The sequence below is a fragment of the Nocardia sp. NPDC057663 genome (assembly GCF_042799895.1).
GTDB lineage: Bacteria > Actinomycetota > Actinomycetes > Mycobacteriales > Mycobacteriaceae > Nocardia.
The window spans coordinates 132,442-147,201 of record NZ_JBHVHX010000002.1; the positions used below are offsets into that span (position 1 = coordinate 132,442).

Below are 14,760 nucleotides of genomic sequence, written 5' to 3' on the forward strand. Positions count from 1 at the left end.
CCGGGGGCCCGAGGAGACTTCGTGGCCGATACAGAGCCGCTGGACACAACACAACAGGATGCCGATCAATTGCCGGAGCGAATTCGAGTTCATGCACTGGCCAAGCGGTTGGGAGTGACCAGCAAACGCATCCTGGCCAAACTGGCCGAGCTGGGGGCCGAGGCCCGCAGCGTTCAATCGAATGTGGATCGCGCGGTAGCCGAGACGGTGCGCGACTCGATCGCTGCCGCCGACGCCGACACCGGCGAATCCCCGGCATCCACCACCGCGACGGCCACACCGCCGTCGACCGCCCCCGTCGCCGAGCAGCCGGCCGACCCGACCACCGCGCCCGCGCCAATGTTCTCGGCACCCGAGGTCGCGCGCACCGACGAAGTGTTCGCCGCGATGGCCGACGACGCGCACACCGGCCTGTTCACCCACCGGACCACCGAGGCGCCCGCCCCGGCCGAGCCGGTGACCTTCGAGGCGCCCGCCTTCACGGCGCCGCTGTTCCTGCCGCCGGACGCCACCGCCGCCGAGGAGGCCCGCAAGCGCCGCCGCGCCGAGCGAACCGTCAAGCGGACCGAGGAGCCCGTCGACGAGGCCGAGCCCGAGACCGAGACGGTCGAGGACGAGTCCGCCGACATCGATTCCGCCGGTGACAGCGACGCCGACGGTCAGCCGCGGCGCCGTCGTCGTGGCCGTCGCGGTCGCGGCCGTGGCCGGGGCGAGCAGTCCGCCGACGGTGAGGACACCGACACCGAGGACGCCGAGGACGACACCGCCCCGGCAGCGGAAGCCGTCACCGACGAGGCCGAGCACGTCGAGGACACCGACACCGAGACCGAAGACGAGGACGATTCGCAGCCCGAGGGCGCGAGCCGTCGCCGTCGCCGTCGTCGCCGCCGCAAGGTCGGCGGGGAGCCTGGCGAGGCCGACGCGTCGTCGGAGGACGATCCGCCGAACACCGTCGTGCACGAGCGCGAGCCGCGCAACAAGAGCCGTAGCCGGTCCGGGTCCGACGAGGTGCAGGGCATCTCCGGTTCCACCCGGCTCGAGGCCAAGCGCCAGCGCCGCCGCGACGGCCGCGAGGCCGGGCGCCGTCGTCCGCCGATCCTGACCGAGTCCGAGTTCCTGGCCCGCCGCGAGGCGGTCGACCGGGTGATGGTCGTGCGGGAGAAGGCGTTCGACGCCGCCGAGCACGCGCCGGGTCACCAGATCACCACCCAGGTGGCGGTGCTCGAGGACAACATCCTCGTCGAGCACTTCGTGACCAGTTCCGGCCAGGCGTCGATGGTGGGCAACGTCTACCTCGGCAAGGTGCAGAACGTGCTGCCCAGCATGGAGGCGGCGTTCATCGACATCGGCCGTGGCCGCAACGGCGTGCTCTACGCCGGTGAGGTGAACTGGGATGCCGCCGGTCTGGGCGGCAAGGAGCGCAAGATCGAGCAGGCGCTCAAGCCCGGCGATCAGGTGCTGGTGCAGGTGTCCAAGGACCCGGTGGGTCACAAGGGCGCCCGCCTGACCACCCAGATCTCGCTGGCCGGTCGCTTCCTGGTGTACGTGCCGGGCGGCACCTCCACCGGGATCAGCCGCAAGCTGCCCGACACCGAGCGCAAGCGGCTCAAGGAGATCCTGCGCGAGATCGTGCCCGCCGACGCCGGCGTGATCATCCGGACCGCGTCCGAGGGTGTCAGCGAGCCCGAGCTGGCGCGCGACGTCGAGCGGCTGCAGGCCACCTGGCGCACCATCGAGGAGGCCGCGGCCAAGGAGTCCAACGCGCCCAAGGCCCTCTACGAGGAGCCGGACCTGCTGGTCAAGGTGATCCGCGACCTGTTCAACGAGGACTTCTCCAAGCTGGTCATCGAAGGTGACCGCGCGTGGAGCACCGTCGAGACCTACGTGCGCACCGTCGCGCCGGACCTGCTGCCGCGGGTCAACCGGCACGAGAACAACGGTGTCGACGTGTTCGAGACCCTCCGCATCGACGAGCAGCTGGCCAAGGCGCTCGACCGCAAGGTGTGGCTGCCCTCGGGCGGCACCCTGGTGATCGACCGCACCGAGGCGATGACCGTCGTCGACGTCAACACCGGCAAGTTCACCGGCTCGGGGTCGAGCAACCTGGAGGAGACAGTCACCAGGAACAACCTGGAGGCGGCCGAGGAGATCGTGCGCCAGATGCGGCTGCGCGACATCGGCGGCATGATCGTCGTCGACTTCATCGACATGGTGCTCGAATCCAACCGTGACCTGGTGCTGCGCCGCCTCACCGAGGCGCTGGGCCGGGATCGCACCCGCCACCAGGTGTCGGAGGTGACCTCGCTGGGCCTGGTCCAGATGACCCGCAAGAAGCTGGGCACCGGACTGGTCGAGGCGTTCTCCACCACCTGTGAGCACTGCCACGGTCGCGGCATCCTCGTGCACTCCTACCCGGTGGACGCCGGGTCGGGCGCCGACGAACAGGCGGGCCGGGCCAAGGAGGGCGGTTCGCGCCGTCGCCGTGGCAAGGACAAGGGCCAGGACAAGCCCGCCGCCGTGTCGGCCGCCCCGGCGACCAACGGCACCGCACCGGCCGCCGAGCACGGTGAGGAGGACATCGCGGTCAAGCGGGCCCATCCGGTCGCGCTCGCGATGGCCGCCCACCACGGTGAGGACACCGACGAGGTGACGACGGCTCCGGCCGAGGAAGTCGCCGTCGAGGAGACCGTCGCCGCCGAGCCCACCCGGCGTTCGCGTTCGCGGTCGCGCCGGTCGAGCCGGAGTGCGGCAGCCAGTGAGCAGTCCGCGGAGAGTCCGGCGCTGACCGGGGTCATCCCGGCCGAGGCGGAAGCTCCGGCCGAGGAGCCCGCGGCGCCGGTCGAGCCGGCGGAGGTGGCCACCGAGCCGGCGGCCGCCGAGGTCGAGCAGCCCGAGGCCGCACCCGCCGAGCCCGAGCAGGCCGAACCGGAACCGGCCGAGCAGGCCCCCGTCGCCGAGGAGCCCGCCCCGCGCGCGCCCCGCAGGCGCCGCGTGGCCCGGTCGACGGCCGCTCCGGCAGCCGATAGTGCGGGCGCGGTGTTCGTGCTCTCAGCGAACGAGCAGCCGCCCGCCGCGGCCGTGGTGGACTTCGCCGCCGAGCCGGTGATCGTCCCGGAACGGAAGCCGCGTCGTCGCGCGGTGGCGCGCCCCGCGGGCGCGCCTGCCGCCGAAGCGAAGTAACCGGGTGCCCCCGATTCGGCCCTGACCGGCCGAATTGGGGGAGGGGTTGCCATTCTGGTAACCTAGGTCGGTCGCTGCCCCGCGATTGGGCATCTGGCCGAACGGCCGGATGATTCCGCAGGCAGCCAAACGTTCTTCCCCCGCTCTGCGGGGATGAGCCCAGAAATACGCGTCGCAGCTGTGGCGTGGACATGTGCAGGACCAACGTGAGTGGAGGAAGCCGACCGATGGCAGCGTACGCAATCGTCAAGACCGGCGGAAAGCAGTACAAGGTCGCGGTCGGTGACCTGGTGAAGGTCGAGAAGATCGAGGGCGAGCCCGGCACCGCCGTGGCCCTGACCCCGGTTCTCGTCGTCGACGGCGCCGATCTGACCACCGACGCCGACAAGCTGGCCAAGATCTCCGTGGCCGCCGAGGTCGTCGACCAGACCAAGGGTCCGAAGATCCGGATCCACAAGTTCAAGAACAAGACCGGCTACCACAAGCGCCAGGGTCACCGTCAGCCGCTGACGGTCATCAAGGTCACCGGCATCAAGTAAGACATCCCGAGGAGACGAAGCAATGGCACATAAGAAGGGTGCATCCAGCTCCCGGAACGGTCGTGATTCGAACGCCCAGCGCCTCGGCGTGAAGCGCTTCGGTGGCCAGAAGGTCAGCGCGGGCGAGATCCTCGTCCGTCAGCGCGGAACCCACTTCCACCCCGGCGTGAACGTCGGTCGTGGCGGCGACGACACCCTGTTCGCCCTCGCGGCGGGCGCGGTCGAGTTCGGCACCAAGCGTGGCCGCAAGACCGTCAACATCGTCGTCCCGGAGCCGGCCCAGGCCTGACCGCCTGGAGCGTCAGCTCCCCACGGACACCGGAGCGGGTCAGGGTTGTTTCCCTGACCCGCTCCGTCGTGTTCGCCCACCCTTACCGCAATCGACCAGTCAGAAGGAGGAGGATCAACCCATGTCCAAATTCATCGACCGCGTCGTGCTGCATGTTCGTGCCGGTAGAGGTGGACACGGTTGCGCCTCGGTGCATCGTGAGAAGTTCAAGCCGTTGGGTGGACCCGACGGCGGCAACGGCGGCAACGGCGGGGACGTGATCCTCGAAGTAGACGGCAACGTCCACACCCTGCTCGATTTTCATTTCCACCCGCACGCCAAGGCGGGCAACGGCAAGCCCGGTGAGGGCGGCAACCGTGACGGCAAGATGGGCACCGATCTGGTGCTGAAGGTGCCCGACGGCACCGTGGTGGTCGACAAGGACGGCGCTGTCGTCGTCGACCTGGTCGGTGTCGGCAACCGGTTCGTCGTCGCCAAGGGCGGCCGCGGCGGTCTCGGCAACGCCTCGCTGGCCTCCAAGGCGCGCAAGGCCCCCGGTTTCGCGCTGCTCGGCGAAGAGGGCGAAGAGCTCGACCTGGTCCTGGAGCTGAAGTCGGTCGCCGACGTCGGCCTGGTCGGGTTCCCGTCGGCGGGCAAGTCCTCGCTGGTGTCGGTGCTCTCGGCCGCCAAGCCCAAGATCGCCGACTACCCGTTCACGACGCTGGTCCCGAACCTGGGCGTGGTCGCCAGTGGCGACACGACGTTCACCGTGGCCGATGTTCCGGGTCTGATTCCCGGCGCCAGCGACGGCCGCGGCCTCGGCCTGGACTTCCTGCGCCACCTCGAGCGCTGCGCGGTGCTCGCGCATGTCGTGGACTGCGCGACCCTGGAACCGGGTCGCGACCCCGTCTCCGACGTCGACGCGCTCGAGGCCGAACTGGCCGCCTACAAGCCCGCCCTGGCCGGTGACGCCAGCCTGGGCGACCTGGCCGACCGCCCCCGCGTGGTCATCCTCAACAAGACCGACGTCCCCGACGCCGCCGAACTGGCCGAGATGGTGACCTCCGAGTTCACCGAACGCGGCTGGCCGGTGTTCGAGATCTCCGCCGTGAGCCGTGCCGGTCTGCGCCCGCTGACCTTCGCGCTGGCCGACATGGTCCGCCAGTATCGCGAAGATCACCCGAAGGCCGCCCCGAAGCGCCCGGTGATCCGCCCGATCGCGACCGACGAGTCCGGTTTCAGTGTGATCGCCGATCCGCAGGAGCCCGGTGGCTTCATCGTCCGCGGCACCCGCCCGGAGCGCTGGGTGCGCCAGACCCAGTTCGACAACGACGAAGCCGTGGGTTACCTGGCCGACCGCCTGGCTCGCCTCGGCGTCGAGGCCGAGCTGGTGAAGCAGGGCGCCCAGCCGGGTTGCTCGGTGACGATCGGCGATGTGTCGTTCGAGTGGGAGCCGCAGGTGTCCGCCGGTGTCGACATCGTGCCGACCGGCCGCGGTACCGACATTCGACTGGAGAACAACGACCGCGTCGGCGCGGCCGAGCGCAAGCTCGCCTCGCGGGCACGGCGCGGCTTGCTCGACGAAGACGGGAAGTAGGGGTCCGGCCGCGTCGGCGCCGGTCGAAAACCGGTGTCGGGCGCGGTCGTTGGATCGGCATACTGCGGTGGGTCACCGGCGCGAGCCGGGATGAGTCGACGACGGCGATCGCGGTGCAGGGAGTAAGGCAATGCAGGTGAGTTCGGAGCTGAGTGCGGCGCGCCAGGCCATCGTGTCGGCGCGCGCGGTGGTGGTGAAGATCGGTTCGTCGGCATTGACCAGCCTCGAGGGCGGTCTCGACACCGATCGGCTCGACCGGCTGGCCGATGCCGTCGAAGCGCGCATGCGGGCCGGGTCGGACGTGGTGGTCGTGTCCTCGGGCGCGATCGGGGCAGGCATCGCGCCGCTCGGGCTGTCCCGCAGGCCCAAGGACCTGGCCACCAAGCAGGCCGCGGCCAGCGTCGGCCAGCTGGCGCTGGCGCACGCCTGGGGCACCTCGTTCGCCCGCTACGACCGCACCGTCGGCCAGGTCCTGCTCTCCGCCGACGACTTCGCCCGCCGCGAGCATCATCGCAATGCCCAGCGCACCCTCGACCGGTTGCGTTCGCTCGGCGCGATCGCCGTGGTCAACGAGAACGACACCGTCGCGACGGAAGAGATCCGCTTCGGCGACAACGACCGCCTCGCCGCCCTGGTGGCGCATCTGGTCGGCGCCGACGCCCTGATCCTGCTCTCCGACGTCTCGGGCCTCTACGACGGCGACCCCCGCAAGGGCGCGGCGAACTTCATCCCCGAGGTGCGCAGCAGCGCCGACCTCGACGGCGTCATCGCGGGCAGCGGCGGCGCGCTCGGCACCGGCGGCATGGCATCGAAACTGTCCGCCGCCCGCCTCGCCGCCGACGCCGGCATCCCCGTCCTGCTGGCCTCGGCCGCCGACGCGGCGACCGCGCTGGCCGACGGCACCGTCGGCACCGCCTTCGCCGCCCGCCCGGTCCGCCTGTCCGGCCGCAAGTTCTGGGTCCGCCACGCCGCCGACACCCGCGGCTCGGTCCTGATCGACGCGGGCGCCGTCGAGGCCGTCGCCAAACGCCGCTCCCTGCTCGCCGCAGGTATCACCGGCGTCCGCGGCCGTTTCTTCGGCGGCGACGTCGTCGACCTGGTGAGCCCCGACAATCGCGTGGTAGCCCGCGGCGTAGTCGAATACGACAGCACCGAACTGTCCACCATGCTCGGCCGCTCCACCACCGAACTCCCCGACACCATGCAGCGCCCGGTGATCCACGCCGACGACCTCGTCAAGGTGTGAAGCCCGTGCCCGGGGGCTCATTCTCCGGGGACGGATTCACCCCGCGCAGGTAGACCGTTCGCGTGTCGAGGTCGAGCTCGCGGCCCGAGCCTGCTTCGACACGCACCAACTGCTTGGATTCACGTTCCTCGACAACGTGTTTGGACGCCGGATTGAACAGGTCGTCCACCACCGCCAGCATGCCGGGCCCGGCACCGGCGGTTCTGCGTGTCTTGCGCCAGTAGATCCAGCCTCGCCGCTCCGCCCACAGTGCGAGCTGGTCGAGTCCGATCACGGCTGCGGCGAAGACCACCGCGAACAGCAAGTACTCCACTGTGTCCTCCATGTCCGGCGGCGATCACCGCCGTGGTGGGATGACGCCCGGCTGGTCGAGATCGATCGGTGGCGCGGGTGGCGGCGTAACCGGTTGCGGGCCCGGGACATTCGTGTCCGGAATGGGGCCGGTGACACCCGGTTGTCCACCCGGATCGACCGGGCCCCCGGGCGCCGGGTCGGCCGCTTGTGGCTCGGGCGCGCGAGGTGCAGGCTGGGGCGCGGGTGGTTCCGGCGCGGGCTGTTCCGAGGTGGGCGCGGGAGCTGGCGGCGCCGGTTCTGGTGCTCGCGGTGCGGGCTGCGGCGCCGATGGCGCCGGTTGCTCTGCGGTGGGTACGGGCTGTGGTGCTGATGGTTCGGGTTGCGGTGCAGGCGGTTCCGAGGTGGGCGGAAGAGTCTGCGGCGCCGGTTCAGGCTGTGGTGCTGATGTTTCCGGTTGCGGTGCAGGCAGTTCCGAGGTCGGCGCGGGGATCTGCGGCACCGGCTGTCCGGTGGTAGGTGATGGCAGCTGTTCTGGTGTCGTCGGGGTAGGCGCGGGCTGTTCTGTGGTCGGCGGTGCCGGTGTCGGTGCAGGTTGTTCCGTCGACTTCGGGACGGGTGTCCCCGAGTCCTGTTGCACCGGTGACTGTCCCGAGTCCGGTGGAGCGGGGGCCTGGCTAGTCGGCGCGGGGGCCGTTTCCGGCGGTGGAGTTTCGGTGCTCGTGCCGGACGGTGCCGGAGTGGTTGGCGGCGCCTGGCTCGGTGCGGGGGTGGTGCCCGGCTGAGTGGGTTCGGTGCTCGGGGCGGATGGTGCGGGCGTCGTGGTCGGCGGTGGCGGACTCTGGCTCGGTGCGGGACTCTCTCCGGACGGCGGAGTCTGCGTACCCGGTGCAGTCGCGCTGGGAGGCTGCGAGGAGGTATCGCCCTGCGTCGACTCACCCTGCGGTGCACCGGGTTCCACGGCACCTTCCGGCGTCGACCCGTTGCGCGAACCCCTTTGCCCCGCTGTCGATCCCTGACCGACCGTCCCCGGCGGCGCGGGCAAGGCGGGCACTCCGGTCCCGGCCAGCGTGTACGCGGGCTTGTAGATCATGTTCATCGCCAGCACCGCCTCCTGGCGCAGCGCTTCCGCCGCCATCTGGGCGTCGATGACATGGGCGGCCTCGAGCAACCGTGCGATGGTCCCGATCGGCCCGGAACCACCGGGGGCGACCACCGCCAGCTTCACCGCTTCCGCGGCCGCCGCGACCCCGCCGAGGCGGGCGCCGACCTCGCCGAACACTGTGGCCAGCTCGTCGAGCGCGGCCGCGAAGCTGCGGGTGCTGGCGAAAGCGGCATCGGCGGCCGCGCCCTCCCAACCGGTTTCGTCGATCACCCGCTCGGCGTTGGACCTGGTCAGCGGCATGGAGGTGGTCAGGGTGGCGGCGCACTCCAGCCAGGCCATCGACGCGCCGAGCACGGCGGCGGCATCGATCTGCTGGGTGCGCGCGTAGATCTGTTCGTGCGGCATGGACTCGAAATGTTCCATCGCACCGATGTAGGTGGGGTCGGTGCCGCTCATCAGCGCAGCCTCGTCTCGACGGCGCGCAGCGCGGCGGCCGCGGCGGCATCGGCCTCGTCCAGGAGGCCGCCGCTGAGCAGGAACGCCTCTTTCATCCGGTAGGCGGCTTCGATGTAGTGATCGATCAGGTCGGCGGCGTCGCGCGCCTTGCGCGCGAAGCCTGCCTGTAGCTGCTGGGCGGAGACGAAACCACCGAATCCGCCTGCCTCGGAGGCGGATTCGAGATGCTGACGGAGCTGGGCGAGCCGATCGGCCTGCTGTTCGTAGAGGTCGGCGCACCGGCGCGCGGCATCGGGATCGAACTTCACGGTCCCCGCCGCGGCGGCGCTGCGGAACCGGGAGATCTCGGCTCTGCTGCTGTCGATCGTCATCGCGTCCCCTCCAGATCGTGCGTCGGCGTCCAGGCTAGCCGGACCTTCTGGTGTTCGAACTGTGCACCGGTGCGAGCCTGCGCTGCAGTTGCGCGGCGAGCTGACCGGCCGCCGCGGGCACGACGTGCACGGTTTCGCCCGCGCGCAGCAGGTAGCGGCCGTCGCCTGCCACATCGATCCAGCTGTAGTGCACCGGCGGCGCCGGGGTGTCCCGGTCGAGCCCGGTTTCGATGCGGATATGCCCTTCGGCGGTGTGCGGCTTGCGCAGCAGCCGCTGGATCCGGGGGACGGCGGGATGGGCCGCGATCACGGTTTCCTCGTCGCGGACGGCGTCGGCGTCGGCTTCCCGCGCCGGTTCGCGTCCGGGCGGCGTGTCGGGCAGACAGGCGGCGACGCGGGCGCCGATCCCCGCGGTATGACCGATCGAAACACGCACGCTGCCACCGTAATCGGGGCGGGTGCCGGGTTCCTGGAGCACGAGCACCGCGTGGTCGAAGACCGAGCAGGCGAGCAGCCGGATCTCGCTGCCGGGGGTGTGCGCGCCGCCGACGAGCACGATCCTGGCGTGTGGTGCGGCGATGATCCGCAGGCAGGCGGCGAGATCGGGATCGCCGCCGCCGGGTAGTCGGTGGTCGAGGCCCGCGCGTAGCCGGGCGGCCTCGTACTCGGTGTGCGGCGACTCGAGCACCCGGATCGGGAAGGGCATTCGGTCCTGACCGGATTCCCGCCACACGTGCGCGAATTCGTCAGCGCTGAAGGTCCATCCCATTGCCGATCCCATCCTTACCGAACCAGGACGAGCACAGCCTAACCGTAGTGTCCGATTCCGGCGCATCGATCACCCGTCAAACCTGCCGAATGGAACCTTCGGCCGTAATGAGCAGGGCGGCAGGATCGCTCAGTAACCCCGCTCCGGCTCGACGATCGCGAGCAGCGGCTCGCCCGCCACGAACCGGGCGATATTCGCGCCGACGTGATCGGCGAAGGCGGCCAGCCGCAGCTGCGGCGGATTCGAATCGTGCGGGGTGATGATCGCGTTCGGCAATGTCCACAGCGGATGTCCGTCCGGCAGCGGCTCCGGATCGGTCACGTCGAGGCCCGCACCGCCGATCACTCCCCGCGACAGCGCGTGGACCAGCGCATCGGTATCGATCAGGCTGCCGCGGGCCACATTGACGACCCATGACGAGGGGCGCAGCCTGGCGAGCTCGTCCGCGCCGATCAGGTGCCGGGTCTGCGCCGTCGCGGGCGCGGCGACCACCACATGGTCGGTATGCGACCACACCCGGCTCAGCTGCTCGGCGGGCACCGTCTCCACGTCGGCCGGAATACCCGCGCCCGTCACCGGCCTGCCCGACCGGTTCACCGCGATCACATGCGCACCCAGCGGCGCCAGCATCGGAATCAGCGCGCGCCCGATCCCGCCCGCGCCGACGATCGTCACCGTCTTGCCGCGCAACGACCCCACGTGCGGGAAGAACTCGCGCTGCTGCCACGATGTCGCCCGCAGGTGCTCGGGCAGATAGCGCACGCCCGCCAGCAGCAGCATCAGCGCGTGCTCGGCGACGCTGTGCGCGAACGCGCCCGCCGCCGAGGTGAACAGCACGTCCGGGTGAGCGCGGAAGACGCCCGCGTCGAAGAAGTCTTCGATACCCGCGGCGGGCAGTTGCACCCAGCGCACCGCGGCGGGCAGCGTGGCGGGGAAGTCACCGGCCGTGCCGGTCCAGATCAGCGCGTCGGCGTCGGTGAGCTCGCCGACCTTCGCGCCCGCTCCGACGACGGCCTTCTCGAGCAGGCGGGGTGTCTGCCGGTCCGGGCCGATCGCGATCGTGGTCGCGGATTCCTGCACGGGGACCTCCTGTGTGAACCAGTGGTGAGCTGCTGCCGTCGACGCACGGTGCGACCGGAGCTGTGTCGCCGCCGCGGGTGCGCCGACCCGGAGCCTCGATTCTTCCCCGTCGGCCTCGCTCACGATTCGTCGAGGTCGACCGGCTCGTCGATGCCGTGGCGGTCGGCCAGGTCGAGCAGGGGCGCGAGGTCGAAGACGGCGTCGTCCATGCCTGCCTGGATGTCGCCGAGTTCGGCGTAGCGGGCGGGGACGGTCTCGATGGTGAAGTCGCGGGGATGGATGTCGTCGATCTCGGTCCAGCGCACCGGGGTCGACACCGTCGCCGCCGGCACGCCGCGGACCGAGTAGGCGGCGGCGATGGTGTGGTCACGGGCGTTCTGGTTGTAGTCGACGAACAGCTGGGCCGGATCGCGATCGCGCCGCCACCAGGCCGTCGTCACGTCCTCGGGCGCCCTGCGCTCCACCTCCTGCGCGAAGGCCAGCGCGGCCCTGCGGACCTGTTTGAACCCGTGTTCGGGGGCGATCCGCACATAGACGTGCAGACCGGAACCGCCGGAGGTCTTGGGCCAGCCGACCGCGCCCAGTTCGTCGAGCACCTCGTGCACCACCCCCGCGACCCGCTGCACACGCGGCCACGGGCACTCCGGCATGGGGTCGAGGTCGATGCGCCATTCGTCGGGGGATTCGGTGTCGCTCGCCCGCGAATTCCACGGATGGAACTCGACCGTGGACATCTGCACCGCCCAGATCACATCGGCGAGCTCCTGCACGCACAGTTCGTCGGCATGCCTGCCGTAGCGCGGAAAGTACACGCGCACAGTCGAAATCCAGTCCGGCGCACCGCCGGGCAACCGCTTCTGGTGAATCTTCCCGCCGGGCAGGCCCTTCGGGAACCGGTGCAGCATGCACGGCCGGTCCCGCAGCGCGTTCACGATCCCGTCGCCCACGCTCAGGTAGTACTGCACCAGGTCGAGCTTGGTCGCCCCGAACTCGGGGAAATACACCCGGTCCGGGTTGCTGACCCGCACCGTGTGCTCACCCACCGCCAGCTCGACCGCCGGCGTCGCAGACTTGGCCACCTGCGCAACGATAGACGAGCAGGTCCGCTCCCGGCGGGGGAGCGGACCTGCGGTGGGTGGGTGTGTCAGCCCTGGCGGCTCTGCTGAGCCGGGGGCGTGTAGTAGCTCTCGGCGTAGGAGTACTCCGCCCAGCGGGGCGAGCGTTCCTCGTCGCTGTCCCCACCGTGTCCCGGCCACCAGGCGCGGCGCCCGAGCAGCGCCGTGACCGCCGGGGTGAAGAACAGCGCCATCACGAACGCGGCGATCGCGATGCCCACCGAGATGGCGAAGCCCATCTGCGACAGGGTGCTGTTGCCCGCCAGCATCATCGAGGCGAAGGTGCCCGCCAGGATGAGACCGGCCGCGGCCACCGTCGGCCCGGTGTGTCGCACGGCCAGCGCCGCCGCCTCGCGTGGCGTGTGCCCCTCGCGGGCTTCCTCCCGCAACCGGGCGACCATGAGGATGTTGTAGTCGGTGCCCAGCGCCACGACGAACAGGTACATGATCACCGGCAGCGTGAAGATCAGCCCGTGCTCGCCCTGGATCTGCTGGAACACCAGCACCGTCGCGCCGAGGGTCGCGGCGAACCCGAGGAACACCGAGGCCATCAGATACCAGGGTGCGACGAGGCTGCGCAGCAGCAGCGCCAGCACGATCATGATCAGGATCGCGGCCACCGGGAACACGATCCGGTAGTCGTGGTTCATCGCCTCCTCGAAGTCGACGAATACCGCGGTCATGCCACCGACCGCCGCCGTCGCTCCCGCGGGCGCCGCCTGATGGGCGACCTCGCGCAGCGGACCCGCCACCGTGTCGAGCGCGGCATCGGATTCCGGTGCATTCGAGAGCGTCACCTGGAAGTTCGCGATCGTGCGGTCCGGCGAGAGCTGCGGCTGCCCCACCTGGCCGACACCGTCGACCTGGGTCAGTGCCGTGCGATACGTCGCCAGCTGGTCGTCGGCCAGCGGACCTGTCGACTGCAGCACCACATCCGACGGTTGCGTCGCCCCCGCGGGCATCCCCTTGACCAGTTCGGTGGTGAAGGCCACCGACTCCGAGGCGTCGGTGGTGGAACCCGAGCTCAGATCGAAGGTCGGGTTGAAGCCGACCGCGAACACCCCGAGCGCCACCAGCACGCCACCGGAGGCGACGGCGAACACGCCGGGCCGCCTGCCCATCGCCGCGCCGATCGCGCCGAACCGGGCGCCCTTGGGCTCGATCTGCCAGGCCTTCGACGGCCAGAACACCTTGGTGCCCAGCAGCGAGACGATCGCGGGCACCAGCGTGAGCCCGGCCAGCAGCGCCACCGCCACCGCGATCGCCAGTGCGGGGCCCAGCGCCCGGAACATCCCGAGGCTCGACAGCGTCAGCGCCATGAACGCGATGATCACCGCGGCCGCCGCCGACGTGACGGCCTCGCCGACCTTGGTGACGGCATTGACCATCGCGGTCTTCGGGTCGTCGCCCGCCCGCAGCCGTTCCCGGTAGCGGAACATCAGGAACAGGATGTAGTCGGTGCCGACACCGAACAGCACGACCAGCAGGATCGAGTTCACCGAGGTGTCGATCTCGAGGTCGAATGCCTTGGCGGCCATGGCGATCAGGCCGCCGACCGTGCTCGAGATCGCGCCGATGGTGACCACCGGCAGCAGCGCGATGACCGGGCTGCGGAAGATGATCAGCAGCAGCACCAGGATCAGCACGATCGTGGCGATGCCGATGATCGCCATGCCCTTCTCACCCTCCTCGGTCTGATCGAGGGTCTGCGCCGCCGTACCGGTGACACCTGCCTTCAATCCGGTGTCACGCACCTGCTCCTTCAGGTGCTCACGCAGGCTCTGCACCGCCTCGCCCTGCGTCTTGTCGGCGGCGTCGGTCAGCTTGGTCATCTGTACCGCGATGACCTGGACCAGGCCGTTCTCCGAGGGCGGTGTCACCTGGATTCCGGTGACGCCCTTGATGTTCTGCGCGGTGAGCGCGGCGGCGGCCGCGCTCACCGTCGCCGAGTCGGCCTCGGTCAGCGCCGCGCCGTCGGCCCGCACCGCCACGATGAGCGCGGCGGGCGCGGCGTGCTGCGGAAATGCCTGCTCCTGCAGCTTCATCGCCTGGATCGACTCGTAATGCGAAGGCAGGAACTCGGATTGGTCGGTGGTCGCGGTGAGCGCGGGCGCCGTCGACAGCACGGCGACGATCGCGATCACCCACAGGCCGATCACTTTCCACGGATGGTGGACGACGACGCGCCCCAGTCTGGCGAACATGATGGGAGGTCCTTTCCGAGCCTGGAAATCAGATGTCGAGGTCCTGGATCAGCGGATGGCTGACGCGGTCGACGATCGTCAGGTAGACCTTCGGCGGGACCTGATCGCGCAGCGCCTCGAGCGAGTCGGCCACCTCGACGGTGAAGTCGCCCCAGTCCTGCTCCCCGATGCCGACCATCGCGCGCCAGTTCTTCCAGTCCCTGGTCCAGTTCTCGGGCAGCGAGAAGGCCGACCACTCGGCGGTCTGCTTCTGCACCACGTAGTTGCCCTTGTGGGTGAGGAACACGCGGACGACCTCGACGGCCTTCTTGGTCACCTGCCGGGACTCGCCGACCTTGCGTCCGGTGAATCGCTGGGTGCGACCGCCGCCGGGGCCGACCTTCACGACGATCGGACCGAATTCGTCCGAGGTGGGCTTGACGGTGTCGACGATCGCGGGTGCATCGGAGATGGCGTGCGTTTCGGTGGTCATTGATCGCTCCAATTCGATAAGTGTGTGCGCATATGGGCATGGATGTACGAGCGGCGAGCCCCTTGCT

The 14,760-nt window shown here is 70.3% G+C and carries 13 protein-coding genes; 5 read left to right on the top strand and 8 right to left on the bottom strand.

All coding sequences use genetic code 11. The annotated features are described in order from the left end of the window. Window positions 1-21 precede the first annotated feature (21 nt). From ACFVAV_RS05355 to proB, 5 genes are all read left to right on the top strand, one after another. Window positions 22-3,180 carry a translation initiation factor IF-2 N-terminal domain-containing protein gene (locus ACFVAV_RS05355; protein ID WP_379030371.1) on the top strand — a complete coding sequence of 1,053 codons (3,159 nt, stop codon included), beginning with the start codon at window positions 22-24 and terminating at the stop codon, window positions 3,178-3,180. A gap of 227 nt (window positions 3,181-3,407) precedes the next feature. Next, on the top strand, window positions 3,408-3,719 hold the full coding sequence (rplU, locus tag ACFVAV_RS05360; RefSeq protein WP_110039506.1) for a 50S ribosomal protein L21: 312 nt from the start codon (window positions 3,408-3,410) through the stop codon (window positions 3,717-3,719). Window positions 3,720-3,741: 22 nt separating this feature from the next. Continuing rightward, a complete protein-coding gene (rpmA, locus tag ACFVAV_RS05365; protein WP_022567181.1) occupies window positions 3,742-4,008 on the top strand; it encodes a 50S ribosomal protein L27 in 267 nt (88 codons plus the stop codon). A 121-nt stretch (window positions 4,009-4,129) separates the two neighbouring features. Further along, on the top strand, window positions 4,130-5,584 hold the full coding sequence (gene obgE / locus ACFVAV_RS05370; RefSeq protein ID WP_379030375.1) for a GTPase ObgE: 1,455 nt from the start codon (window positions 4,130-4,132) through the stop codon (window positions 5,582-5,584). A 148-nt stretch (window positions 5,585-5,732) separates the two neighbouring features. Beyond that, a complete protein-coding gene (proB, locus tag ACFVAV_RS05375) occupies window positions 5,733-6,830 on the top strand; it encodes a glutamate 5-kinase (protein WP_189033282.1) in 1,098 nt (365 codons plus the stop codon). Here proB and ACFVAV_RS05380 read toward each other — a convergent pair. The 8 genes from ACFVAV_RS05380 to ACFVAV_RS05415 all read right to left on the bottom strand — a co-directional run bounded on the left by ACFVAV_RS05380 (window position 6,820) and on the right by ACFVAV_RS05415 (window position 14,693). After that, window positions 6,820-7,143 carry a DUF6191 domain-containing protein gene (locus ACFVAV_RS05380; RefSeq protein WP_379030378.1) on the bottom strand — a complete coding sequence of 108 codons (324 nt, stop codon included), beginning with the start codon at window positions 7,141-7,143 and terminating at the stop codon, window positions 6,820-6,822. The two genes, proB and ACFVAV_RS05380, sit on opposite strands and share 11 nt — an antisense overlap. A gap of 24 nt (window positions 7,144-7,167) precedes the next feature. Next, complete coding sequence (locus ACFVAV_RS05385; protein WP_379030381.1) at window positions 7,168-8,682, bottom strand: hypothetical protein; 1,515 nt, start codon at window positions 8,680-8,682, stop codon at window positions 7,168-7,170. Then, window positions 8,682-9,053 carry a hypothetical protein gene (locus ACFVAV_RS05390; protein WP_379030384.1) on the bottom strand — a complete coding sequence of 124 codons (372 nt, stop codon included), beginning with the start codon at window positions 9,051-9,053 and terminating at the stop codon, window positions 8,682-8,684. Before ACFVAV_RS05390 ends, ACFVAV_RS05385 begins: the two co-directional genes overlap by 1 nt. Window positions 9,054-9,087: 34 nt before the next feature. Then, the gene (locus tag ACFVAV_RS05395) at window positions 9,088-9,822 is read right to left on the bottom strand and encodes an ESX secretion-associated protein EspG (protein WP_379030387.1); all 735 of its coding nucleotides are present in this window, start codon (window positions 9,820-9,822) and stop codon (window positions 9,088-9,090) included. A 129-nt stretch (window positions 9,823-9,951) separates the two neighbouring features. After that, window positions 9,952-10,902, bottom strand: coding sequence for a D-isomer specific 2-hydroxyacid dehydrogenase family protein (locus ACFVAV_RS05400; protein WP_379030389.1), 951 nt, complete (start codon window positions 10,900-10,902; stop codon window positions 9,952-9,954). Between the two features lie 119 nt (window positions 10,903-11,021). Continuing rightward, the gene (ligD, locus tag ACFVAV_RS05405) at window positions 11,022-11,981 is read right to left on the bottom strand and encodes a non-homologous end-joining DNA ligase (RefSeq protein ID WP_379030392.1); all 960 of its coding nucleotides are present in this window, start codon (window positions 11,979-11,981) and stop codon (window positions 11,022-11,024) included. Between the two features lie 65 nt (window positions 11,982-12,046). Continuing rightward, the gene (locus ACFVAV_RS05410) at window positions 12,047-14,221 is read right to left on the bottom strand and encodes an MMPL family transporter (protein WP_379030395.1); all 2,175 of its coding nucleotides are present in this window, start codon (window positions 14,219-14,221) and stop codon (window positions 12,047-12,049) included. A gap of 28 nt (window positions 14,222-14,249) precedes the next feature. Beyond that, complete coding sequence (locus ACFVAV_RS05415; RefSeq protein ID WP_379030397.1) at window positions 14,250-14,693, bottom strand: EXLDI protein; 444 nt, start codon at window positions 14,691-14,693, stop codon at window positions 14,250-14,252. Window positions 14,694-14,760: the final 67 nt, after the last annotated feature.